The sequence below is a fragment of the Sphingomonas sp. NFR15 genome, assembly GCF_900103265.1.
GTDB classification, from domain to species: domain Bacteria; phylum Pseudomonadota; class Alphaproteobacteria; order Sphingomonadales; family Sphingomonadaceae; genus Sphingomonas; species Sphingomonas pollutisoli.
Map to the genome: position 1 here is coordinate 258,071 of NZ_FMWX01000002.1, position 21,927 is coordinate 279,997.

Sequence of the window (21,927 nt, forward strand, 5' to 3'; positions counted from 1 at the left end):
AACACCTGCCCTGCTTTGTTATGCGGTAGCAAGCGCCTGATAGTAATCACGCGTCAAACCGGCTGCGTCGCGCGCCGAGTCGTTGAACGGCGGTTTCAGTTCCCCGCGGAAATGCCGCGAAAGCAGCTCTTTCCAATAAGGTTCGGGGGCTATGCCACGGTCGGCGCAACCGGATTCGAACCATTTGGTTCCCATCCTGACGTGGCGAATCTCATCGGCGAAGATCCGGCGAAGGATCGCTGCGGTAGCGCTATCGCCGGCGGCATCGGCGCGCGCGATCATGTCGGGCGTTACGTCGAGGCCGCGCGCCTCCAGCACCATCGGCACGATCGCGAGCCGCGCGAGCGGATCGGCTGCGGTTTCGAGCGCCGCTTCCCATAATCCGTCGTGCGCGGGCAGCGCGCCGTAGCGGCTGCCGAGCGCGCGCAGGCGGCGGTCGATCAGCGCGAAGTGCATCGCCTCGTCGGCGCCGACCGCGAGCCAGTCGGTCGTGAACTCGGGCGCGAAGCGCGCGCCGAACCGGCCGGCCATGTCGAAGGCGAGATCGATCGCGACGAACTCGATATGGGCGAGCGCGTGCAGCAGGGCGATCCGGCCGTGCAGCGAGCCCTTGCCGCGCCTCGGCATCCGATTGGGGGCGAGCAGTTTGGGTTCGGCCGGGCGGGCGGGCCGATCGGGCATCGCGCCGCCATCCACGCTTGCGAATTGGCCGCGCCGCCACCCGCGCGCGGTGGCACGCGCGCGCTTGACCTTGGCCGCTGGATCGGCGGTCTCCAACACCTCGCGGATCGCGGCGGAGACGCTCGGCAGGGTCACCCCAGCGCCCGCGCCGCCGCCAGCACCTGCTCGGCATGGCCCGCGACGCGCACCTTGCGCCACGCCTGCGCGAGCGTGCCGTCGGCGGCGAACAGGAAGGTCGCGCGTTCGACGCCCATATAGGTGCGGCCGTACATGCTCTTTTCGACCCACACGCCGAACGCCTCCATCACGAGATGCGCCTCGTCGCTGGCGAGCGGCACGGTCAGATCATATTTGGCGGCGAACTTGGCGTGCTTTGCGGGCGTGTCCGGCGAGACGCCGAGCAGCTCGACGCCGGCGGCGCGAAAGTCGGGCAAGAGCGCGCTGAAGTCCTGCGCTTCGCGGGTGCAGCCGGTGGTGTCGTCCTTGGGATAGAAATAGAGCACGAACGGCGCGCCGACCTTGTCGCACAGCCGCAGCACCGCGCCGTCCGCGCCGGCCAGTTCGAGATCGGGGAGCGCGTCACCCTGTTCAATCGCCATCATCGTCTCCTGTCGCCACGCTGGCCAGACATGCGACGACCTCCTGCCGGGTCGCGGCGAAGCTGGCAACCACCGCATCCCAATCCGCCATGCCTAGCGCGCGGGCGATCAGCGCCTGCGTCGGCGGCGGCGGCGTTTCCGCATCGGGTGCGACCAGCCGGAGCGTCACGATCAGGCGGGTGAGGAACTGTTCGGCCGCGATCAGCCCCGCCGGGGCGAGCCCCTGCCCCACCAATGCGGCGATGGCGCGGCCGAGATCGGTATCGAAGCCGGTACGCCGGGTGAGTTGGAGGATGTGGACCGCGAATTCCAGATCGACGAGGCCGCCGGGGAGCAGCTTGGCGTCGAGCGGACCGGTCGGCGGCTTGTGCTTGGCCATTTCGGCGCGCATGCCCCGCGCCTCAGCCGCCACATCGCGCTCGGGCCGCTCGCCGCGCAGCACCGCGTCGATCACCGCCGTCACCGCGCCGCGCGCTTGCGGAGAGCCGAACACCGGCCGCGCGCGGGTGAGCGCCATATGCTCCCATGTCCACGCGCTCTCGCGCTGATAGCGCGCGAAGCCGTCGAGCGAGACGCTGAGCGGCCCCTGCGTCCCCGACGGGCGCAGCCGCGTGTCAACATCATAGAGCGGCCCGAATGCGGTCGCGGCGGACAGCGCGCTCGTCACGCGCTGCGCGAGGCGATTGTAGTAGAGGACCGCGCCGAGCGGCTTGGGACCGTCGGATTCGGCACGGTAATCGCCGGTGAAGAGATAAACGAGGTCGAGATCGGACGCATGGGTAAGCACGCCCCCGCCGAGCCGGCCGAACGCGAGGATGACCAGTTCGCTTGCCGGCACCACGCCATGCGCGGCGACGAACTCGGCGATGGTCGCCGCCGCCAGCACCTCGATCGCCGCCTCCGCGACGCGCGCATAGCCGGCCCCCACCTCCAGCGGATCGCTGACGCCCGCGACGATCTGCGTGCCGAGCGCGAACCGCTTTTCACCGACGATGCGGCGGACATGATCGAGCCGCGCCTGATAATCGCTGCCGCCGCGCATTTCGGCGGCGAGCGCGGCGACATCGCCGACCGGGCCGAGCGCGCTCGCGTCGATCAGCCCGTCGATCAGTTCGGGCCGGCGCGCCAGCGCATCCGCGAGCGTGGACGCATGACTGAGGATCAGCGCGAGCAGCCGCGCGAGCGCGGGACGCGCCTCCAGCAAGCGGAAGAAGTTGATCGCGCTGGACAGGTGCGAGAGCATCGTGTCGAGCCGCGCGATCGCGACGCCGGGATCGGGTGCGCGGCCCAGCGCCTCGATCAGCCCCGGCAGCACCGCCTCCAGCGCCGAACGCGCGGCTTCGCTGCGCAGCGCCGGATAGGTGCCCGCGCGCCATTGCCCGATCGCCCGCGCCGCCGCGGCCGGATCGACGAAACCGGCAGTGGCCAGTTGCGCGGCGAGGTGAGCGGCATCGAACGACATCGCATCGCCCTCGGGTGGGTCGAGCGCGTCGTAGCTGGCGCCAACGCGCGCGACATGGGGGCGTAGCAGCGCAAGCAGCGCCGCCCCGTCGCCGAGGCCGTGCAGGCGCGCGAGCGCGTCCAGCGCATCGCCTTGCGGCAAGTGATGTGTCTGACGATCCTCGACCATCTGGACGCGATGCTCGAGCGTGCGCAGCAGGACGTAAGCCTCCGACAGCGTCGTTGCCTCGTCCCGGCCGATCCGGCCGGCGTTCGCGAGCGCAGCCAGCGCATCGCGCGTCGCCGGCGCGCGCAACGCGGGATCGCGCCCACCGTGGATCAACTGGTGAATCTGCGCAAAGAATTCGATCTCGCGAATGCCGCCGCGCCCGCGCTTGAGATCGAAGCCCGCGCCAAACGCCTGCCCGCGCGCATGATGATCGCGGATGCGGCGCGAGATGCCGCGAATCTCCCCGATCGTGCCGAAATCGAGCGCGCGCCGCCAGATGAACGGCTGGATCGCGCCGAGAAAGCGCGCGCCCAACGCAAGGTCGCCCGCAGCCGCGCGCGCACGGATGAACGCGGCGCGCTCCCACGGAAGCGCGAGCGATTCGTAATAGGAGATCGCGGCATCGACGGGCAGCGCGATCGGGGTCGCTTCGGGCGACGGGCGCAGCCGCAGATCGACGCGCAGCACATAGCCGTCGCCGTCGCGCGCCTGGAGCAGTTCGACCACGCGCCGCGCGATGCGCACCGCCGCCTCGCCGACATCCTCGCGCGGGCGGCACGGCAGCGTTGCGGGATCGAAGATCAGAATCGGATCGATATCGGACGAATAATTGAGTTCGCGGCTCCCCTGTTTGCCGAGCGCGATGGCCGCGAAGCCGCGCGGCTCGGCCTCGGGCGTGCGTTCGGCGATGGCCGCGCGGATCGCGGCGTCGAGCGCGCGATCGGCGAAATCGCTCAGCGCGTGGGTCACCCCCGTGAGATCATAGACGCCGGCGAGATCGGCGATCGCGACAATCAGCGCGAGCCGTCGCCGCTCGCGGCGCAGCCGGGTCGCGATCGGCAAGCCGGTTTCGGACACCGCGACCGCATCGAGCGCTGGGAGCACGCCTGCGGCGAACTGCTCGGCGAGATCGGGTTCGCGCTGCAGCGACAGCGCCAGATACGGCGCATATGCGCGCGCACGCCCGAGCGCATCGATGACGTTGGAGGCTCGAACCGTGTCCTGCATGTTACGCCATCGGTTTCATGTTGCCGTTTCGTGGCGGAAAGCAACAAATTCGCTGTTGATTGGTTTTTATCGTCATGACGATGAAGTCAAACCATACCACAGGGACCGCGACGCCGATGCGCTTCGCCATCCCGACCCCGCGCCGCAGCGACGCGATCAGCGGCGCGCTTCGCTGCGCGTTCGAAGCGCCCGCCGACGAGCGCGACTTCATCATGCTGCTTCATCATATCGATCATGCCGACGAGATGATGCGGCGGATCTGAACGAACGGCCGCCCGTCGGTCAGGCGTCGCGATCGCGGCTCAGATCGTCGACCTCGCCCATGATCGTGTCAAGCGCGGTCATGCCGGGTTCGTTGCTGTGGGTGCGGCGCGACGGCAAGCTATTGTCGCTCATCAGCGCCTCGAGCGCGACGCGGCCGCGCGCGACGCGGCTCTTGATCGTGCCGACCGCGACGCCGCAGATTTCGGCCGCTTCCTCATAAGCGAAGCCACCCGCGCCGACCAGGATCAGCGCCTCTCGTTGCGGCTGCGGCAGATGCAGCAACGCGCGCTGCATGTCGCCGAGCTCGACGTGGCGATCCTGGCTCGCGGGCGCGGCGAGAATCCGGTCGGCGACGAGATCGTCCCACTCGCCCTTGAAGCGCGCGCGGCGCATCTGCGAGAGATAAAGGTTGCGCAGGATGATGAAGGTCCAGGCGCGCATGTTGGTGCCCGCCTGAAAACGCTGGCGCGCCGCCCACGCCTTCATCAGCGTTTCCTGCACCAGATCGTCGGCGAGATCGCGGCTGCCCGACAGCGAGCGACCAAACGCGCGCAGATGCGGGATCACTTGCGCGAGCTGCGCCTTGAAGTCCTTATCGGAGAGCGCGACGTGCTCCACCGCGGCGGGGGCTTCCTCGTCATCGGTATCGCGAGCGTCAGTCATCAACATCCGTTTCCATTCCCGGTACACAACATGGTGATGGGGGCGTGCAAAGTCCATCCACTGTTCAGGCGCCAATCCCGCACGGAACTGGCCCTAACGACCGCCCCATAGCAGAACGATCGCAAACAGCACGATGACAAGAATCAAGGATATACCCAGAACATAGCGCGTGACGTGCGGGGTCGCCCCACTGCGCGCCTCGGTTCCACTGATCTCGGTGGGGTCTTCTTCCTGGGCCATGCGGGTTTCAACCGACGAAAACCGTTTTGGCTCCGTACTGGTTGGAACCCGCGTAAAAAAATCAGGCCGGTACGGTCGCCGAATCGAAGAACAGCGCCTGGCTGATCGCCGCCTTCACCGTCGAGCGCTGGAACGGCTTGGTGATGAGGAAGGTCGGCTCGGGCCGTTCACCGGTCAGCAGCCGCTCGGGGAAGGCGGTGATGAAGATCACCGGAACCGAGAACTCGGCGAGAATGTCCTTCACCGCGTCGATGCCGGAGCTGTCGTCGGCGAGTTGGATGTCGGCGAGAACAAGGCCGGGGCGATCCTCCATCGCGAGCGCCACCGCTTCGTCACGCGTTACCGCGACGCCGGTGACGTCGTGGCCGAGATCGCGCACGATCGTCTCGATATCCATCGCGATGATCGGCTCGTCCTCGATGATGAGGACGCGGCTGCGGGTTTGCTTCTCGATTTCGGTGAGCGCCTCGGCGACGAGTGCCTCGACCTCATTGACATCGACGTCGATCAGATAGGCGGCGTCCTCGGGCGTGAAGCCCTCCATCGCCGTGAGCAACAGCGCCTGGCGCGACAGTGGCGTCATCCGCGCGAGGCGCGCGCGGGCGATCGCCTCGGCATCGGCCTGCGGATCGACATTCGCCTCGTCGGCGGCCTCGTCATAATTCGCCGAGGTCCAGATCGCCTGGAACATGCGGTACAACCCGAGCCGCGGATCGACATCGCGGGGGAATTCGGCCGGCGCGGCGACGATCGCCTCGAGCGTGGCGCGCACGTAGCGATCGCCCTGCGCCTGGCTGCCGGTCAGTGCGCGCCCATAACGCCGGAGGAAAGGGAGATGGGGTGCGAGCTGTTGTCCTAGCGACATGACTGTCGTTGTCCTCCGTGAGATAAGGCCGCCCCTTCTGGAAGCGCGGGGTCGGCAATGCAACGCGAAACGGGCGGAAAACGACGCCCCGGCTTTTTCGCATCGCAGGTGGAACAATCAAAGCGCTCTTTGGTTTCATTGCCGCTACACGACGTGTACTAACCACCGCTTCCAGCCGAAAACCGGCTGGCCATGTTTCGAAAACCCGGCGTTGCCGGATGCCAAAGGGGACGACATTGCGTTCGGGCGACGAGTCTTCAAAAAAGCCGCCGGCCGCGCGTGCGAAGGTACAAAGCAAGGATCGCGACATGGGCGCGGCCCTTCGCAGCGTATATGAGAAAACGGTCGAAGAAACGATCCCGCCCGAGATGCTCGATCTTCTGGGCAAGCTCGACTGACGTCATGGACCAGGAAGCCGGCGCATCCGCGGCCAGTCCGACGGAGCAGCGCCGCCTCGCCGAGCGTCTCCCGACCGGGGCCAAGGTCTTTCTGATCCTGAGCGCAGCGCTGCTGCCGCTCGCGATCATTGCCTTCTTCGCTTCGCTGCGCACCACCCAGATCGCCGACGACAGCACGCGTGCGGCGCTTCGGATCGCGTCGGTCGAGAGCGCGCGCAAGGTCGGCATCGAACTGATCGGTGACATGACGGCACTTCGGGTCGCGCTCAACGCGCTCGACACCGACGCCGCCGACGCGCCGAGCTGCGCGCGCGCGCAGGGCGTGTTCGCACCGCAGGTGGCGAGCGGGTCGCGTTTCGTGATCTCGGATGCGAAAGGCCGCCCGATCTGCGGCGCCGCCCTGCCCGACGGCATTTCCGTCAAACCCTCACGCGCCGAGCCGATCGCCGCGCGGGTGATTCCCGGGCGCGGCGTCACGCTGGCGATCTCGGGGGCGACCTCGGGCAATCGCGGCCGCACGCATGCGGAGGCGTTCTTCCCGGCATCCTTCCTCGCGCGCACCGCCAAGCCGAGCGCCTTCGCACCGGACTATGAGGCGCAGATCCTCGGCGGCGGGGAGACGTTGACGCTGTTCGATCTGCCGCCGCGCGAAGCACTCGAACGGCGCGGCACGCTCCGCATCGATCTCGGCATCGGCGACCTCGTCTTGCAGACGCGCGCGCGCAGCGCTCCGATCACCTCGCCGGTGCTGATCGCGATGCTGCTGCCGATCGTGATGTGGGCCGCCGCCGCCGGCATCGCCTGGCTGGTGGTCGATCGCCTGCTGATCCGCCCATTGCGCAGCCTGCGCGCCAGCGTCGCCTCGTTCACCCCCGGCGAGGAGATCAACCCCGACGCGATCACGCTGCTGCCCGCGCAGGAGATCCGCGAACTGGGCGACACGTTCCGCGCCATCAGCCGCACCGTGGCCGAGCATGAGGCGGGGCTGGCCGAAGGATTGGTGCGCCAGACCAAGCTGACCCGCGAGGTGCATCACCGCGTAAAGAACAACCTTCAGGTGATCTCGAGCCTCATCAACTTCCACGCGCGCGGCGCGCGCAGCGCGGAGGCGACCGCCGCCTATGCGTCGATCCAGCGCCGCGTCGATGCGCTGGCGGTGGTGCATCGCCACCATTTCGCCGAACTGGAGGTCAATCGCGGCCTGTCGCTGCGTTCGGTGATCGGCGAACTCGCCTCGAACATCCGCGCGACGGCACCGGAGGGAGCGACCAAGCTCAGCATCGCGATCGAGATCGCGCCGGTGCTGGCGACGCAGGACATCGCCATCGCGATATCCTTCCTCGTCACCGAGATCGTCGAGCTGTCGATGACGTCGAACCCGTCGGCGCCGATCCGCATCTCGGTGCGCGAGGGCGATACGCCCGACCGCGCGATCCTGCGCGTCGTGTCGCCGGGCCTGATCGACGGCGACGCGTTGCAGACGCTGATCGCCGAACGCTATGGCCGCGTGATCGAGGGCCTGTCGCGTCAGTTGCGATCGAAGCTGCATTACGATCCCTTCGTCGGCGCTTATGAGATCGCGGTCGCGATTACCGGCCGCGACTGATCGGCTTGCGAAGAGCGCGAACAAAACCCTTTTAATGAATCGCTTTTTTCTCGGCGCCCCCGGAACCCGATCTGACAAGCGACGTTCTACACCTCGGATAGCGACTTTATGCCCCCCCCGCTCTCGCTATCCAAGACACGGGTCTGGAAGCGCCACCCTCCCCCCCCCCGGTGGCGCTTCCAGACCCACAATCGTTTTGGGGCATTGACCTTTTGATACTGATGGCAAGCCGCCCAAATCGTTCTTCTCACGGAACGGACGGTGCCGCCGATCATTATCCAAACGGAAGGTGTTTTCTTCCAGAGGTCAGGAGATACTCAAATGCGTAAGCTCGTCGGATTGGCGCTGGTCGCCGGTGCATTGCTCGTCAGCGCCTGCAACACGGTCGAAGGCGCAGGCAAGGACGTCAGCTCGGCGGGTGACGCCGTCGCCAAGACCGCACACGACACGAAGTAAGTTTCGCCCCGTGCCGCCGGACGGTTTCGCGATCCTTGATCGGCGAAACCGGTCCGGATTGGCTGGGACTATCGTCCGCGCGCAAGCGGACGAATACGGACCGCGCGCGGCGGGACGCGCCGAGAGCTCCCGCCCCCGCTAGAACCCGTCGGGCAAATCGATCTGCCCCACCCACTCGCGATAGCGCGAGGCCGCGTAACGATCGGTCATCCCCGCGATGAAATCCGCGATGTGGCGGCTGCGCCACGGCTCTTCCGCAGGCAACCGCGTCGCCCATTCCGCGGGCATCAGATCGGGCGCGTCGCGATAGGCGGCGAACAGCCCGGCGACGATCTTCTCAGCGGCGTCCGCCGCTTCGAGCTGGCGCGGATGATAATAGAGATTTGCGTACATGAAGCGCTTGAGATCGCGCTCCTCCTCACGCAGTTTGGGCGAGAACGCCGCGAGGCAGCGCCCCACCGCGCGCACATCCGCGGCGCTCTCGACGCGATGTTCGGCAACGAGGCGCTGGGTCTCGGCGATCAGGTCGTTGACCATCACGCCGATCTGGCTGCGGATCAGCTCGCCCGTCAGCCGCGCGGGCGCGACATCCTCGAACCGCGCGCAGGCCCCGGCCCAGTTGCGCGCCACCAGCGGCACCTCCAGCAACTGATCGAGCGTGAGCAGCCCGGCGCGCAGGCCGTCATCGATATCGTGATTGTCATAGGCGATATCGTCGGCGATCGCGGCGACCTGCGCCTCGAGCGACGACCATTGGCCCAATTCGAGCGGGAACATCGCATCAGCCTCGGCGAGTGCCCAGCCCGGACGGGTGATCGGCCCATTGTGCTTGGCCAACCCCTCCAGCGTCTCCCACGAGAGATTGAGGCCCCGCCAGCGCGGATAGGGGCTGTCGATCCACATCAGCGCGCGCAAGGTGTTGCCATTATGGTCGAACCCGCCCGCCTCCGCGAGCGCGGCGCTCAGCGCCTTCTCACCCGCATGGCCGAACGGAGGATGGCCGATATCGTGCGCGAGCGCGAGCGCCTCGGTGAGATCCTCGTTGAGGCCGAGCACGCGCGCGATCGTCCGCGCGATCTGCGCGACTTCGAGGCTGTGCGTCAGGCGGACGCGGAAATGGTCGCCGTCGGGCGCCATGAACACCTGGGTCTTGTGGCGCAACCGGCGGAAACTGATCGAATGGATGATGCGGTCGCGGTCGCGCTGGAACGCGTCGCGCGGGCCGCGCAGATCGCCACCCGCTTCGGAGTGGAGCCGGCCACGGCTGTGCGCCGGGTCCGAAGCGAGGAAGGCGAGCGGCTGCGCCCCGACGCGCATGCTCATTTGGCGGGCAGCTTGCTGATCTTCTGGCCGGCATCGCTCGTGAAGAGGAAGCCCGACAGCCCTTCCTTCGCGAGCTTGTTGACGAACGCCTGCGCCTCCGATTCCGACGCGAACGGGCCGGTCAGGATACGGTTGGTGGCGCGGAGCGGGGTCGACCAGCCTTGCCGCCCCTTGAACACTGCCGGCTGATCGGCACGCAGCTTGTTCCACTGCTTGGGCAGATCGTGCTCATTGGCGCCGCCCGAGACCTGCACCCAGACACGCGAGGGTTCGAGGATCTTGGGGTCTTTCTTTTTCGCCTCGGCGAGCTTCTTGGCCTCGGCGGCCTTTTTCGCGTCAGCGGCTTTCTTGGCGTCGGCAAGCTTTTTCGCGTCCGCCGCCTTCTTGGCGTCGGCGGCGGCTTTGAGCTCGGCGGCCTTGGCGTCGGCTTTCTTCTTGGCTTCGGCCTTTTCGTCGATCACCGGCGCGTCGGGCTTTTTGTGGACCGGCTCGACCCTGGCGATCTCGACCGGCGCGGCCTTCACCGGTTCGGCGGTCGCGATCGGTGCGGGCGCGGGCCTCACGAGAGGAGCGACGCCGAGTTCGGCGCCCGGTACGCCGATCTTCGCAACGATGCCCGACAGGATCGCGTCCTCCCCTTGCGCCTTCACGGCGTTGACCGACGCGCTACGGGCGTCCTGGACCGGCGCCGGCGTTGTCACCGCCGGAGCCGGGGTGGCTGGACTAAGCGCGCGGGGACTGGCGGTGGCGGGCGTCGGCACGGCGGTCACGCTCGCCCCGGCGGCGGGTTGCGCACGCGCGCTGCTCGTCGATGCGCCTGCTGGCGTGGCATCCACACGCGTCACGGCTTCGGCGGGCGGCGTGGCCGGCACGTACACCGGCGCCGGCGCACGCGGGGCCGGTACCGTCGCAGACGGGAGCGGCTGGGGCTGCAACGGCGCGAGCGGCATCACGCGCCCGCCCGCCGGCCGCACCGGCTGATACGAATGCGTCTCGGTCGCGCGCGCCGGCGGCGCGGTGACGGACCGGGTCTCGGTCGCCGGCACGGTCTGGGCCGTCGCGGCGGCGGACGCACGGTTGGCCTGGGCGACCGCGCTGTTACCGGATGAATATGTGTTCTGCGTATAGGTGTTCGGCCGATACGGGCTCGGCGTGTAAGCGCGCGGCGTCGGCAGCGGCTGCACGTAATAGCCGTTTTGCGCGGTTGCGGTGCGACGCGCCGCCGTCGAATCGACATAGGCGGGGGGAGCCGGCAACGGCAGCGCCACGGGCGGGGGCGCCGTCTGTACCGCGAGCTGGACCGGCTCGCGACGGCCGCGCTTGCGCTTGGCCGGCTTGGCCGGGCTGGCCTCCTCGACACGTGTGGGCTTCTCGCGTGCCTTGGCGGCGGCCGCCAGCTCGACCGCATCGGGGTCCGGGCCGAGCGGCGGCAACGCGGGGACGAGGCGCGCGTCGGCGATCCGCACCGGTGACGGGCGGATCTCGCCGAAATGCACCGCGAAAGCGCGATCGACCGGCGACAGCGCGGCGAGGCGATCGAAGAACGGCTGCAGCCCTTGCGAAAGGCCGGCCGGCATCATCGTGGTCGCGATCTTCTCGGCATCGGCCTTCTCGCCGCTCATCGCGAGGATGAAGGCCCGCGCGCGCCACGCGCCGCGGTCGCTCTTGCGCAGCAGCGGATCGAGCAAGGCGAGCGCCTCGTCGCGCTTGCCCGAAATACCGAGCGACAGCGCGTAGCGGCGGGTCGTCTCGTCGTTCGGGCCGTTCTTGAGCGCGAGGCGATAGTCGCGCTGCGCGCGCTCCTGCTCACCGATCAGATCGAAGGCGAGGGCGCGATCGGCCGCGAAGGTGGCGACGCGGCCGCCATAGCCTTCGGCTTCCGAAAAGCGACGCAGCGCCTCGCCGGGGCGCTCGGCCTGCACCAGCAGCACGCCCAGCCCCGCCTTGATGCGCGCATTGTGCGGATCGATTCGCTCGGCGCGCGCGAAGAAGCTGGCGGCGGCGGTGGGATCGTCGAGCTTGAGCGTGAGTTCGCCAGCGCGGATCAGGGCGTTGAGGTCTTGCGGGTTGGACGCGAGCGCGCGCACCTGATCGGCGAGCGCATCGGCATCGCCGGGCGCGGGCAGCGGCTGGATGAACTGCGCGGCGAGCGGCGAGGTGGACGCGAGCGCAAGCGCCAGCGCGAAGGAACGGAATCGTCGCACGCGGGCAGTGCCGGTCATCATTTTCACGCGAATTGCACCATTTGCTCCGTTCGTCCCGAGCGCACCCGGGGACGTGCCCAAGCGCCATGCCCGGCGTCCCGACTCGCTCGACACGAACCGCTGGCAAAGCGCAATTGGAAACAAGCCGCACCTAAGCGCAAATGCGACTGAACAGGAGCTGTATTGCGACGATCCGGTTCGCGCGGACGACGCGGCACGCCGGCAAGGGCGCGCCGCGCGTCACATCACTGATTGTTCTGACGGTGCAGGAAGCGCGGAATCTCGACGGCGTCCTTGTCGGCACCTTCGTCCTCGCGCGCCGCGCCGCGCGACACGCTCGACATGCGCTCGAACAGCGTGCCGCCGAGCTTCACACGCGGTGCCGGCGGGGTCGGCTCGGTCGCGGCCACCTCGGGCGCATTGCCCGACGAGAGCCAGCGGCGACGGCCCTGAGCCTCGGTGGGCTCGCCCGCGTCGTCGCCGAACACCAACGGCGCGGCGGGTGCCGGTGCGGGCGTCGATGGGACTTGGGTGTCGCTGCCGAGGATGAGTTCATCGGCTTCTGCCGGCGCGGGCGCCGGCGCTTCGGTCCGCGGTGTCGGCGTTTCGGCGCGCGGCGCCGGCTCGACGGGAGCGGGCGCCGGCTCTGGCGCGGCGGCGACCGGCTCGGCCGCGCGGGTCGATCCGAAGCTGAACGAGCGCGACGCAGGTGCCGGTGGCGCGGTCTGCGCCTCGGCTTCGATGCCGGTGGCGACGACCGAGACGCGGATCTTGCCTTCGAGTTCGGGATTGAACGCCGAACCCCAGATGATGTTGGCGTCCTCATCGACCAGCTCGCGAATGTGGTTCGCGGCCTCGTCGACTTCGAGCAGGCGCATGTCGTCGCCGCCGGTGATCGAAACGATCACACCCTTGGCGCCCTTCATGCTGACGCCGTCGAGCAGCGGGTTGGCGATCGCCTTCGATGCGGCCTCGATCGCGCGGTTGTCGCCCTCGGCCTCGCCGGTGCCCATCATCGCCTTGCCCATCTCCTGCATCACCGAGCGAACGTCGGCGAAGTCGAGGTTGATGAGGCCGGGCATCACCATCAGATCGGTGATGCCGCGTACGCCCTGCTGGAGCACTTCGTCGGCCATCTCGAACGCCTGTTTGAACGTGGTGTTCGCATTGGCGACGAGGAACAGATTCTGGTTGGGGATGACGATCAGCGTATCGACGTACTTCTGGAGTTCCTCGATGCCTGCGTCGGCGCTCTTGGCGCGGCGGTTGCCCTCGAACGCGAACGGTTTGGTGACGACGCCGACGGTCAGGATGCCCATGTCGCGCGCGGCCTTGGCGATGACGGGCGCGGCACCCGTGCCGGTGCCGCCGCCCATGCCGGCGGCGATGAAGCACATATGCGAACCCTGGAGCAGCTTGGCGACCTGGTCGATCGTTTCCTCAGCCGCCGCGCGGCCGATCTCGGGCCGGGAGCCCGCGCCGAGGCCTTGGGTGATCTTCGCGCCAAGCTGAATCTTGGTCTCCGCGCTGGACTGTTTCAGCGCCTGCGAATCCGTATTCGCGACGAAGAAATCGACGCCCTGCACATCGGCGCGCATCATGTTGGCGATGGCGTTGCCGCCAGCCCCGCCGACGCCGATCACCGCGATCCGCGGCGTGAGTTCATCCACTTCGGGCGCAAGAAATTCGATACTCATTCTACGGTCTCCTGCGCGCCTCCCCACAACACTTGGCACGCTATACGCTTAACTATCCTGCACCATCGAATGCTGCGGTTCCAGCCCGAATGCTGCGCGGAGTCGCAATTCTTTAATAATTCGCCCGCGCCGCCGCCATCATCCGGCGGAAGATCGCGAAGCCCTTGGGACGATGCACCGTCTGGTGCCCGCGCGGCAAAGCGCGCAAATCGACCGGATCGGACGCGGCATAGAAAGCGAGGCCCGCGAGCGTCGCGAACGCCGGCCCGGAATGCGCTTCCGGCAGCGCCGACAGGCCGCGCGGGCGACCGACGCGCACCGAACGGCCGAGCGCGGCCTGGGCATAATCGGCGATGCCGTTCAGTTCGGCGCCGCCGCCGGTCAGCACGACCTGCCGCCCGACCGGACCTTCGAACTTCAGCTCGACCAACGCCTTGCGCACCTCGCCGATGAGATGATCGAGCCGCTGGCGGATCACGCCGATGAGCTGCGCGCGGGTGATGCGCGTGCCGTCGCCCTGTCCGTCCTCGGACGAGATCGGCGCGACGTCGATCATCTCGTGATTGTCCCGAGGCGACGCGTTGGCCGAGCCGTGGACGCACTTCATCCGCTCGGCGTGGGCGCGGCGCGTGCCGAAGGCGGAGGCGATGTCGTCGGTGATGTCGGCGGCGCCAATCGGGATCGAGGTCAGCCCGACCAGCATCCCGCCCGCGAACAGCGAGACATTGGTGATGCCCGCGCCCAGCTCGACCAGCGCGACGCCAAGCTCGCGCTCTTCATCGGAGAGGCAGGCGAGTCCGGTCGCCACCGGCGAGGCGATGATCGACTTCACCTCCAGATGCGCGTTGGCGACGCACAGCCCGAGGTTGCGCACCGGCGACCCGTCCGCCGCGACAACGTGGATATGGACGCCGAGCCGGTCGGCATGCAGCCCGAGCGGGCGCTTGACGCCGGTCAGCCCGTCGAGCGTGTAAAGCGCGGGCTGCGCGTGCAGCACGATCCGCCCGGCTGGGTCGATCGAATCGCGGCCTGCTTGCAGCAGTGCGTCGATATCGGCCTGCTCGACACGGTGCCCGCCAAGTTCGAATTCGACCGAGGCGACATCGGAGACGAGGCCGCCCGCCGAGAAGCTGACCCAGACATTCTCGATATTGGTGCCGGCGATCCGCTCGGCCTGCTCGACCGCCTCGCGCACCGCCGCCTCGGTCGCGGCCGCGTCGGCGATATAGCCGCGTTTGACGCCACGGCTCTCGCGCTGGCCGGTGCCGAGCACGATCAGCTCACCGCCGTCGCCCTTCTGCGCGATCATCGCCGAAACCTTCGACGAGCCGATGTCGAGGGCGGTAATCAGTCCTTCCGGTGCGATCTTCGCCATACGCTGTACCCCTGCTTGCCCCAACTAGCCCTGCGCGAACGGTAGCGCGGCCGCCCTCGCTTCGGTAGCATTCGATTTCGGCTTGGCTGGCTGCGCGATGGCGGGTGTCGGCAGTGCACCGCCGGCGGTATCGCCTGGCTTGCGTGCCACCAGCCGCGCCGGATCGCGCATGTCGAAGCCGACCCAGCCCTTGCCGAGCAGCGGCTGGACGCCGTCCATCTGCGCGAATTTCACCAGGGCACGCGCGGCGGCATCATCGCCTTCGGGCAATTCGAGCGTCTCGCCGCTGTCGAAGGTCAGGTTCCAGCGCCGGTTGCCGACCCAGATCGCCGCCTTGACCTGCGGGCGCAGCGCCGGCGCGGCGGCGAGCAGATGATCGTACGACTCCTGCTGTTCGTTGGCATGATCGCCGACCACGAGCGGCAGATCGGGCATCGCATCGGGCTGCACCGGCTCGAGATAGGTGCCGTTGGCGGCGATCAGCGCGAGTTGGCCCTTGTTCTGCCAGACCGCGGCGGGCGTGCGCTCGACGATCTGGACGAGCAGGGTATCGGGCAGGCGGCGCGAGACGTGCGCATCCTCGATCCAGCCGCTGTGCGCGACCAGCCGCTCGCGGGTCTTTTCGAGATCGACCAGCGGCATCGCCAGCGAGGGCTGTTCAAGCGCGATCTTGTAGATCGTGTTCTGGTCCATCCGCGCGAGCCCGGTGATCTGGACGTTGTTGACGCGGAAGCCCGCCTCGCCGATCCCCTCGCCCACCGCCGTGCCGACCGCGCCGGGGATACCCATCCACACCCCCATCGCCAGCACGCCGCCGCACACGATCGCGACGATCGTCCAGGTCGCGATGCGGGTGAGCGTCGCCTCGCTGACCGGGAGCGCGGCGATGATCCGGTCGATGATCGAGACCTTGGGCGCCTTGCGGCGCTTCTGCTGGACCGGGCGGCGCGGAGTACCGCGTTTGATGGTCTTGCTGGTCACGGCGCGGCGCCCGCAAGGGCTTCGTCGACGATCGCCTCGACGAGATCGGCGTAGCTCATGCCGATGTGGCGCGCCTGTTCGGGGACGAGGCTGAGCGGCGTCATGCCGGGTTGGGTGTTGACTTCGAGCAGGAACAGCCCGTCGACGCCACACTCGTCGTCCCAGCGGAAATCGGAGCGCGACGCGCCCTTGCAGCCGAGCACACGGTGCGCTTCGAGCGCGATTCGCTTGCAGGCGTCGGCCACGTCATCGGGGATCTGCGCGGGGCAGATGTGCTCGGTCAGGCCCTCGGTATATTTCGCGTCGAAATCATACCAGCCGTTCTTGGGCCGCAGTTCAGTGACGCCGAGCGCCTGCCCGCCCAGCACCGCCGTCGTCAGTTCCCGGCCACGAATGTACGGCTCGGCGAGCAGTTCGTCGAACTCGGTCCAAGGGCCGGCGACATCGCGGCCGATCGGATTGCCGTAATTGCCCTCCGCCGTGACGATCGCGACACCGACCGACGAGCCTTCGTTGACGGGTTTCAGCACATACGGGCGCGGCAGCGGATCGGCTTCGTACAACGTCTCGGACTTGACGATGCGGCCGCCCGGCATCGGGATGCCGGCGGGGACGAGCAGCAGCTTGGTGAGTTGCTTGTCGATCGCGATCACCGAAGTGGCGAGGCCGCTGTGGGTGTATTTCAGGCCCATCAGATCGAGCATGCCCTGCACCGATCCGTCCTCGCCGGGGGTGCCGTGGAGCGCGTTGAAGACGATGTCGGGCCGTGCGGCGGCGAGCTTCGCCGCCACGTCGCGGTCCATGTCGATCCGCGTGACGCGGTGGCCGCGCGATTCGAGCGCGTCGGCGACGCCGGTGCCGGACATCAGCGAGACCTCGCGCTCGGCCGACCAGCCGCCCATGAGGACGGCGATGTGGGGGGGGGCGGTCATGCACGCGTCTCCACATCCGTCATCCCAGCGCAAGCTGGGATCTCTCGCGACAGACGCGCTACACGCACAACGAGATGCCAGCTTCCGCTGGCATGACGGTGGTTGGCGCCGCTCACTTGGCCACCCCCACCCGCTGTATCTCCCACTCCAGCGTCACGCCCGAATGCGCCTTCACCCGTTCGATCACATCGTCTCCCAAGGCTTCGATGTCACTGCTCGTCGCGTCGCCGAGATTGAGCAGGAAGTTGCAATGTTTCTCGCTCACCTGCGCGTCGCCGTGGCGCAGGCCGCGACAGCCGGCGGCGTCGATCAATTCCCACGCCTTATGGCCGGGCGGGTTCTTGAAGGTCGAGCCCCCCGTCTTCGAGCGCAGCGGCTGCGACGCCTCGCGCGCTGCGGCGATGCGCAGCATCTCGCCCTGGATCACCGCGGTCTGCTCGGGGTGGCCCCGGAAGGTCGCGCTCACCACGATCGCGCCTTCGGGCAGCGCGCTATGGCGATAGGTGTAGCCGAGATCCTTGAGCGCCAGCGTGGCGCGCTCGCCCGAGCGCAGCACCACGTCACACGCGACGAGGATGTCCTTGACCTCGCGGCCATAAGCGCCGCCATTCATCCGCACGAACCCGCCGACCGTGCCAGGGATCGAGCGCAGGAACTCGATACCGCCGATGCCGGCGTCGCGCGCCTTGGACGAGACGAGGATGCCTGTCGCGCCGCCGCCGCAGCGCAAGCTGGTCGCGTCGATCTGCTCGACGGTCGCGAACGGCTTGCCGAGCCGCACGACCACGCCGGGCCAGCCGCCATCGCGGACGATGAGGTTCGACCCGAGCCCGAGCGCCATCACCGGCACCTTAGGATCGAGCGCGCGCAGGAACGCGGCGAGATCGTCGGCATCCTGCGGCTCGAACAGCCACTCGGCCGGGCCGCCGGTCTTGAACCAGACGAGGGGGGCGAGCGGAGCGCCGGGGGTGAGTTGGCCGCGCACTTCGGGGAGTGTGTTCGGCGCAGACACGACGGTCATCGCCTGTCACCTCCCCACCCGTTCGTGCTGAGCGAAGTCGAAGCACGTGCCCCAAGTGCTGCGCCCGTGGCACGCCCTTCGACTTCGCTCAGGGCGAACGGCGTGGGTGTGGCGCACCGCGCGCAAACACCCGTTCCCCCGCGCACGCGGGGGTCCAGAGCCACCAGCGTGGCGCTAGCCGGTGTTGGACTCGCGATTCCGCTCATGCCCGCGCGGCCTCGATCGCGGGGGCGAGACCCGCCGCCCATTTGGTGATGTCGCCCGCACCCAGACACACCACCATATCGCCCGGCTGCACCACGCCGGCAAGCGTGCCCGCGAGCGAGTCGGCGTCGGCGATCGTCGCGGCCGAGCGGTGGCCGCGCCGCTTGAGCCCCTCGACCAAAGCCTCTGCATCGACACCTTCGATCGGCGCTTCGCCGGCCGCATAGACCGGCGCGACATAGACCATGTCGGCGTCGTTGAACGCGCCCTGGAACTCCTCCATCAACGCGCCGAGCCGTGAATAGCGGTGCGGCTGCACCACTGCGATCACCCGGTTCTGAACGCCTTCGCGCGCTGCCGCCAGCACCGCGCGGATTTCGACCGGATGGTGGCCGTAATCATCGATCACCGTCACCCCGCCGGTCTCGCCGACCTTGGTGAAGCGCCGCTTGACGCCGTGGAACTTGGCGAAGCCCTGCTGGATCGTGGCATCGTCGATGCCGAGTTCGAGCGCCACGCCGATCGCGGCGAGCGCGTTCTGGACGTTGTGGCGGCCGGGCATCGGCAGTTCGATCCCCTCGATCGAGCGCGTGGTGCCGTCGCGCTGGCGCACGATCGTCTCGAAGCGGTTGCCGCCGGGGATCGGCGTCACGTTGACCCCGCGCACGTCGGCCTGGGTCGAGAAGCCGTAGGTAACGATGCGACGATCCCGCACACGCGGCAGGATGCCCTGCACTTCGGGGTGATCGAGACACAGCAAGGCCGCGCCGTAGAAGGGCACGTTCTCGACGAACTCGACGAACGCGTCCTTGACCTTGTCGAACGATCCATAGTGATCGAGATGTTCGGGATCGATGTTGGTCACCACCGCGATCGTGCCGTCGAGCCGCAGGAAGCTGCCGTCGCTCTCGTCGGCCTCGACCACCATCCAGTCGCTCGCGCCCAGCCGCGCGTTCGAGCCGTAGCTGTTGATGATGCCGCCGTTGATGACGGTCGGATCGACACCGCCGGCATCGAGCAAAGCCGCGACCATCGAGGTGGTGGTGGTCTTGCCGTGCGTGCCCGCCACCGCGACGGTCGATTTGAGCCGCATCAGTTCGGCAAGCATTTCCGCGCGGCGCACCACCGGCACGCGGTTGGCGAGCGCCGCCTCGACCTCGGGGTTGCCGCGCTTGATCGCGGTCGACGTGACGATCACCGCCGCGTCACCGAGATTCTCCGCCTTGTGGCCGATCGCGACGGGGATGCCCTTGGCGCGCAGCCCTTCGACGACATAGCTCTCGGCCACGTCGGAGCCTTGCACGTTATAGCCGAGGTTTTTCATCACCTCGGCGATGCCGGACATGCCGATGCCGCCGATGCCGACGAAATGGATCGTACCGATATCGGTCGCGACGCCCTTCATGCGAACGCCGCCTTGTCCCGGAACTGCGCGGGGAGCGGTACGCCGATCGGCAGGTCGCCCCTGGTCTCCCCGAGGCTTTCGACGAGATCGGCGAGGTCGCGCGCCGCATCCGGCCGGCCGCAGCCCCGCGCGCGCGCCGCCGCATTTTGAAGCGCGGCGGGATCGAGCCCGAGCCGCTGCATCTGCTTGGCGAGTTCGACCGGCGTGAACGCGCGCTGGTCGATCGTGCGCGCGCCGCCCGCCAGCGTCATTTCACGCGCGTTGACGGTCTGGTGATCGTCGGTGGCGCTAGGCAGCGGCACGAGGATCGCGGGGCGACCGGCGCAGGTCAGCTCCGACAGCGTCGAGGCGCCCGCGCGCGCGATGACGAGGTGCGACCACGCGAGATGCTCGGGCAGATCGGGCAGATAGGTGGCGAGATCGGCGGCGATGTCGAGTTCCTTATATTTGGCGCGGCACGCCTCGATATCCTCGACGCGCGCCTGGTGAGTCACTTGCAGGCGGCGGCGGAAGCTGACCGGGAGCATCGCCAACCCCTCGGGCACGACCTTGCTCAGCACGCTCGCGCCCTGGCTGCCGCCGGTCACCAGCACGCGGAAGATGCCGTCCTCCTCCAGCAGCGGATAGGGTTTGGCGCGGATCGCGATCACCGAATCGCGCACCGGATTACCGACGAGATGGATCTTGTCGCTCAGGCTCTCCTTGAGCCGCTCGACCTTGGCGTAGGAGGTCGCGATCGCATCGACCTTGCCCGCGACCAGCCGGTTGACGCGGCCGAGCACCGCGTTCTGCTCGTGGATCGCGGTCGGGATCTTCTGGTTGAACGCGGCGAGCAGCGCGGGCAGCGCCGGATAGCCGCCAAAGCCGATCACGGCGGCGGGGCGGAAGGTCTTGTACAGCTCGATCGCCATCGCCCGGCCGCGCCACATCTCCCGCACGGCGCGGTAATAGCCGAGCGGGCCGCCGCCGAGCCGGCCGGCTGGCAGGATATGCGTCTGGATGCCCTCGAACAGATCGGGGAAGCGCACGCCGCGCTCGTCGCTGACCAAGGCGACATAATGGCCGCGCCGGATCAGCTCGGCGGCGAGCGCCGCCGCGGGGACCATGTGGCCGCCCGTCCCGCCGGCGGCGAGGACGAAGTGACGGGGTTTGCTCATACGCCGCTCCATTTGGCGATATACGGGGATCGCAACACGAACGGATTGCGCCGGGTGAACGCCAGCAGCAAGCCCATTCCCGCCGACAAAGCGACGAGCGACGATCCGCCATAGCTGATGAACGGCAAGGTCATGCCCTTCGACGGCGCGAGGCCGGTGTTGACCGCCATCGAGATCAACGCCTGCACGCCGAACTGCGTGGCGAGTCCGGCAGCGGCGAACAGGCGGAATTCATCCAATTCGTCGAGCAGCTTGACGAACACGCGCACCACGATCGCGAAGAACAGCAGCGCGATGATCATGCACGCGATCAACCCGAACTCTTCGCCGATCACCGAGAAGATGTAGTCGGTATGCCCTTCGGGCAGGCGGAACTTCATCGTGCCGCCGGCGGGGCCGGTGCCGCGCCAGCCGCCGTGGGTGATCGTCGCATGCGCGGCGTTGGTCTGGAAATGGTCCGACGCGCCCTCGCCCTCCACGTCCGGGAACAGGAAGGCGTTGATCCGTTTCTGCGCGGTCGCATAGAAAAAGTAGGCCGAGACCAGTCCGGCCGGCGCGAGCGCGATCAGCCCGAGGATCACCTTGGTTGATGTCCCCGAGATCATCAGCAGCGCGAACCATACCCCCACGAACACGATCGTCTGGCCGAAATCGGGCTGCATCATCAGCAGCACGCCGACGAGCGCGGTCAGCGCGCCGGTGATGAACACCACCGGCAGCGCCTCGTCCTGCGCGCGCAACGACAGGATCCATGCCACCGTGACGATGAAGAAGGGCTTGAGGAACTCGGAGGGCTGGAGCAGCGACACGCCGAGGTTGAGCCAGCGCGTCGCGCCGTTCTTCGACACGCCGATGAAGGGCACCGCGGCGAGCGCAACCAGGAACACGGCGGCGCCGAGCAACGCCAGCCGCCGCGCCACCGCGACCGGCAGCATCGAGATCAGCAGCATCACCGGGATCGACACGCTCACCCAGGCGAGCTGCCACCACAGATAGTAGAGCGGCGCGATATGGTGCTTCTCGTCCGAATAGCGCGAGGCGGCGGAGGGCGAGGCCGAACCGACCGCGATCACCCCGACCCCGATCAGCAGCAGCACCAGCAGCAGCAACACGCGATCGATGTCCCAGAACCACATCCCGAGCCACGAACGGTCGGATCGGCCGCCGCTTCCTTGCATG

20 protein-coding genes are annotated in these 21,927 nt (G+C 68.2%); 4 read left to right on the plus strand and 16 right to left on the minus strand.

The features are described 5' to 3' along the window. Window positions 1-18: 18 nt before the first annotated feature. Genes BLS81_RS06615 through BLS81_RS06625 form a run of 3 tightly spaced genes read right to left on the minus strand, consistent with a single transcriptional unit; the run spans window position 19 to window position 3,957 of the window. Entirely contained in the window at window positions 19-816 is a 798-nt protein-coding gene (locus BLS81_RS06615) for a ferritin-like domain-containing protein (protein WP_093222408.1), read from the minus strand. Continuing rightward, a complete protein-coding gene (locus tag BLS81_RS06620; RefSeq protein ID WP_093222411.1) occupies window positions 813-1,283 on the minus strand; it encodes a peroxiredoxin in 471 nt (156 codons plus the stop codon). Before BLS81_RS06620 ends, BLS81_RS06615 begins: the two co-directional genes overlap by 4 nt. Continuing rightward, the gene (locus BLS81_RS06625; RefSeq protein WP_093222414.1) at window positions 1,270-3,957 is read right to left on the minus strand and encodes a bifunctional [glutamine synthetase] adenylyltransferase/[glutamine synthetase]-adenylyl-L-tyrosine phosphorylase; all 2,688 of its coding nucleotides are present in this window, start codon (window positions 3,955-3,957) and stop codon (window positions 1,270-1,272) included. Before BLS81_RS06625 ends, BLS81_RS06620 begins: the two co-directional genes overlap by 14 nt. A gap of 74 nt (window positions 3,958-4,031) precedes the next feature. Here BLS81_RS06625 and BLS81_RS20345 point away from each other — a divergent pair, with 74 nt between their 5' ends. After that, window positions 4,032-4,220 (plus strand): hypothetical protein, encoded by a 189-nt coding sequence (locus tag BLS81_RS20345; RefSeq protein WP_176787060.1) that lies wholly within the window; start codon window positions 4,032-4,034, stop codon window positions 4,218-4,220. Between the two features lie 19 nt (window positions 4,221-4,239). On the opposite strand, the gene BLS81_RS06630 is transcribed toward BLS81_RS20345, so the two are convergent. The 3 genes from BLS81_RS06630 to BLS81_RS06635 form a co-directional block, all read right to left on the minus strand. Continuing rightward, complete coding sequence (locus tag BLS81_RS06630; protein ID WP_093222952.1) at window positions 4,240-4,884, minus strand: sigma-70 family RNA polymerase sigma factor; 645 nt, start codon at window positions 4,882-4,884, stop codon at window positions 4,240-4,242. A gap of 93 nt (window positions 4,885-4,977) precedes the next feature. Next, window positions 4,978-5,124 carry a hypothetical protein gene (locus BLS81_RS20700; RefSeq protein ID WP_176787061.1) on the minus strand — a complete coding sequence of 49 codons (147 nt, stop codon included), beginning with the start codon at window positions 5,122-5,124 and terminating at the stop codon, window positions 4,978-4,980. A gap of 61 nt (window positions 5,125-5,185) precedes the next feature. Beyond that, window positions 5,186-5,989 carry a response regulator gene (locus BLS81_RS06635; RefSeq protein ID WP_093222416.1) on the minus strand — a complete coding sequence of 268 codons (804 nt, stop codon included), beginning with the start codon at window positions 5,987-5,989 and terminating at the stop codon, window positions 5,186-5,188. A 236-nt stretch (window positions 5,990-6,225) separates the two neighbouring features. Between BLS81_RS06635 and BLS81_RS06640 the strand changes: the two genes are divergently transcribed. From BLS81_RS06640 to BLS81_RS06650, 3 genes are all read left to right on the plus strand, one after another. Continuing rightward, window positions 6,226-6,387, plus strand: a complete 162-nt coding sequence (locus BLS81_RS06640) for a NepR family anti-sigma factor (protein ID WP_256326105.1) — start codon at window positions 6,226-6,228, stop codon at window positions 6,385-6,387. A 4-nt stretch (window positions 6,388-6,391) separates the two neighbouring features. Next, complete coding sequence (locus tag BLS81_RS06645; RefSeq protein WP_093222421.1) at window positions 6,392-7,993, plus strand: sensor histidine kinase; 1,602 nt, start codon at window positions 6,392-6,394, stop codon at window positions 7,991-7,993. A gap of 321 nt (window positions 7,994-8,314) precedes the next feature. Then, window positions 8,315-8,449, plus strand: coding sequence for an entericidin A/B family lipoprotein (locus BLS81_RS06650; protein WP_069205119.1), 135 nt, complete (start codon window positions 8,315-8,317; stop codon window positions 8,447-8,449). A gap of 138 nt (window positions 8,450-8,587) precedes the next feature. Here the strand turns inward: BLS81_RS06650 and BLS81_RS06655 are convergent, their stop codons facing one another. The 10 genes from BLS81_RS06655 to BLS81_RS06700 form a co-directional block, all read right to left on the minus strand. Then, window positions 8,588-9,772 (minus strand): deoxyguanosinetriphosphate triphosphohydrolase, encoded by a 1,185-nt coding sequence (locus tag BLS81_RS06655; RefSeq protein ID WP_256326106.1) that lies wholly within the window; start codon window positions 9,770-9,772, stop codon window positions 8,588-8,590. Further along, window positions 9,769-11,997 carry an SPOR domain-containing protein gene (locus BLS81_RS06660; RefSeq protein ID WP_093222426.1) on the minus strand — a complete coding sequence of 743 codons (2,229 nt, stop codon included), beginning with the start codon at window positions 11,995-11,997 and terminating at the stop codon, window positions 9,769-9,771. Before BLS81_RS06660 ends, BLS81_RS06655 begins: the two co-directional genes overlap by 4 nt. Before the next feature lie 224 nt (window positions 11,998-12,221). After that, window positions 12,222-13,673 (minus strand): cell division protein FtsZ, encoded by a 1,452-nt coding sequence (gene ftsZ, locus BLS81_RS06665; RefSeq protein WP_093222429.1) that lies wholly within the window; start codon window positions 13,671-13,673, stop codon window positions 12,222-12,224. A gap of 112 nt (window positions 13,674-13,785) precedes the next feature. Continuing rightward, window positions 13,786-15,048 carry a cell division protein FtsA gene (gene ftsA / locus BLS81_RS06670; protein WP_093222431.1) on the minus strand — a complete coding sequence of 421 codons (1,263 nt, stop codon included), beginning with the start codon at window positions 15,046-15,048 and terminating at the stop codon, window positions 13,786-13,788. 24 nt (window positions 15,049-15,072) lie between these two features. Then, window positions 15,073-16,029 carry a cell division protein FtsQ/DivIB gene (locus BLS81_RS06675; RefSeq protein WP_093222434.1) on the minus strand — a complete coding sequence of 319 codons (957 nt, stop codon included), beginning with the start codon at window positions 16,027-16,029 and terminating at the stop codon, window positions 15,073-15,075. Continuing rightward, window positions 16,026-16,961 (minus strand): D-alanine--D-alanine ligase, encoded by a 936-nt coding sequence (locus tag BLS81_RS06680; protein WP_093222436.1) that lies wholly within the window; start codon window positions 16,959-16,961, stop codon window positions 16,026-16,028. The genes BLS81_RS06675 and BLS81_RS06680 overlap by 4 nt, the downstream gene beginning before the upstream one ends. Before the next feature lie 112 nt (window positions 16,962-17,073). Further along, a complete protein-coding gene (murB, locus tag BLS81_RS06685; protein ID WP_093222439.1) occupies window positions 17,074-17,982 on the minus strand; it encodes a UDP-N-acetylmuramate dehydrogenase in 909 nt (302 codons plus the stop codon). A 202-nt stretch (window positions 17,983-18,184) separates the two neighbouring features. After that, window positions 18,185-19,591: a UDP-N-acetylmuramate--L-alanine ligase gene (gene murC / locus BLS81_RS06690; RefSeq protein ID WP_093222442.1), complete on the minus strand. Its 1,407-nt coding sequence runs from the start codon at window positions 19,589-19,591 to the stop codon at window positions 18,185-18,187. Then, a complete protein-coding gene (gene murG, locus BLS81_RS06695; RefSeq protein ID WP_093222444.1) occupies window positions 19,588-20,748 on the minus strand; it encodes an undecaprenyldiphospho-muramoylpentapeptide beta-N-acetylglucosaminyltransferase in 1,161 nt (386 codons plus the stop codon). The genes murC and murG overlap by 4 nt, the downstream gene beginning before the upstream one ends. Next, window positions 20,745-21,926, minus strand: coding sequence for a peptidoglycan glycosyltransferase FtsW (locus tag BLS81_RS06700; protein ID WP_093222954.1), 1,182 nt, complete (start codon window positions 21,924-21,926; stop codon window positions 20,745-20,747). Before BLS81_RS06700 ends, murG begins: the two co-directional genes overlap by 4 nt. Between the last annotated feature and the right edge of the window lies 1 nt (window position 21,927).

Bases quoted from the DNA above. Each gene is read 5' to 3' on its own strand.
- BLS81_RS06680 (WP_093222436.1), bottom strand. From the start codon at position 16,961: ATGACCGCCCCCCCCCACATCGCCGTCCTCATGGGCGGCTGGTCGGCC.
- BLS81_RS06635 (WP_093222416.1), bottom strand. From the start codon at position 5,989: ATGTCGCTAGGACAACAGCTCGCACCCCATCTCCCTTTCCTCCGGCGT.
- ftsA (WP_093222431.1), bottom strand. From the start codon at position 15,048: ATGGCGAAGATCGCACCGGAAGGACTGATTACCGCCCTCGACATCGGC.
- BLS81_RS06620 (WP_093222411.1), bottom strand. From the start codon at position 1,283: ATGATGGCGATTGAACAGGGTGACGCGCTCCCCGATCTCGAACTGGCC.
- BLS81_RS06630 (WP_093222952.1), bottom strand. From the start codon at position 4,884: ATGACTGACGCTCGCGATACCGATGACGAGGAAGCCCCCGCCGCGGTG.
- murB (WP_093222439.1), bottom strand. From the start codon at position 17,982: ATGACCGTCGTGTCTGCGCCGAACACACTCCCCGAAGTGCGCGGCCAA.
- BLS81_RS06700 (WP_093222954.1), bottom strand. From the start codon at position 21,926: ATGCAAGGAAGCGGCGGCCGATCCGACCGTTCGTGGCTCGGGATGTGG.
- BLS81_RS06650 (WP_069205119.1), top strand. From the start codon at position 8,315: ATGCGTAAGCTCGTCGGATTGGCGCTGGTCGCCGGTGCATTGCTCGTC.
- BLS81_RS20345 (WP_176787060.1), top strand. From the start codon at position 4,032: ATGACGATGAAGTCAAACCATACCACAGGGACCGCGACGCCGATGCGC.
- ftsZ (WP_093222429.1), bottom strand. From the start codon at position 13,673: ATGAGTATCGAATTTCTTGCGCCCGAAGTGGATGAACTCACGCCGCGG.
- BLS81_RS06660 (WP_093222426.1), bottom strand. From the start codon at position 11,997: ATGATGACCGGCACTGCCCGCGTGCGACGATTCCGTTCCTTCGCGCTG.
- BLS81_RS06625 (WP_093222414.1), bottom strand. From the start codon at position 3,957: ATGCAGGACACGGTTCGAGCCTCCAACGTCATCGATGCGCTCGGGCGT.
- BLS81_RS06645 (WP_093222421.1), top strand. From the start codon at position 6,392: ATGGACCAGGAAGCCGGCGCATCCGCGGCCAGTCCGACGGAGCAGCGC.
- BLS81_RS06655 (WP_256326106.1), bottom strand. From the start codon at position 9,772: ATGAGCATGCGCGTCGGGGCGCAGCCGCTCGCCTTCCTCGCTTCGGAC.
- murC (WP_093222442.1), bottom strand. From the start codon at position 19,591: ATGAAGGGCGTCGCGACCGATATCGGTACGATCCATTTCGTCGGCATC.
- murG (WP_093222444.1), bottom strand. From the start codon at position 20,748: ATGAGCAAACCCCGTCACTTCGTCCTCGCCGCCGGCGGGACGGGCGGC.
- BLS81_RS20700 (WP_176787061.1), bottom strand. From the start codon at position 5,124: ATGGCCCAGGAAGAAGACCCCACCGAGATCAGTGGAACCGAGGCGCGC.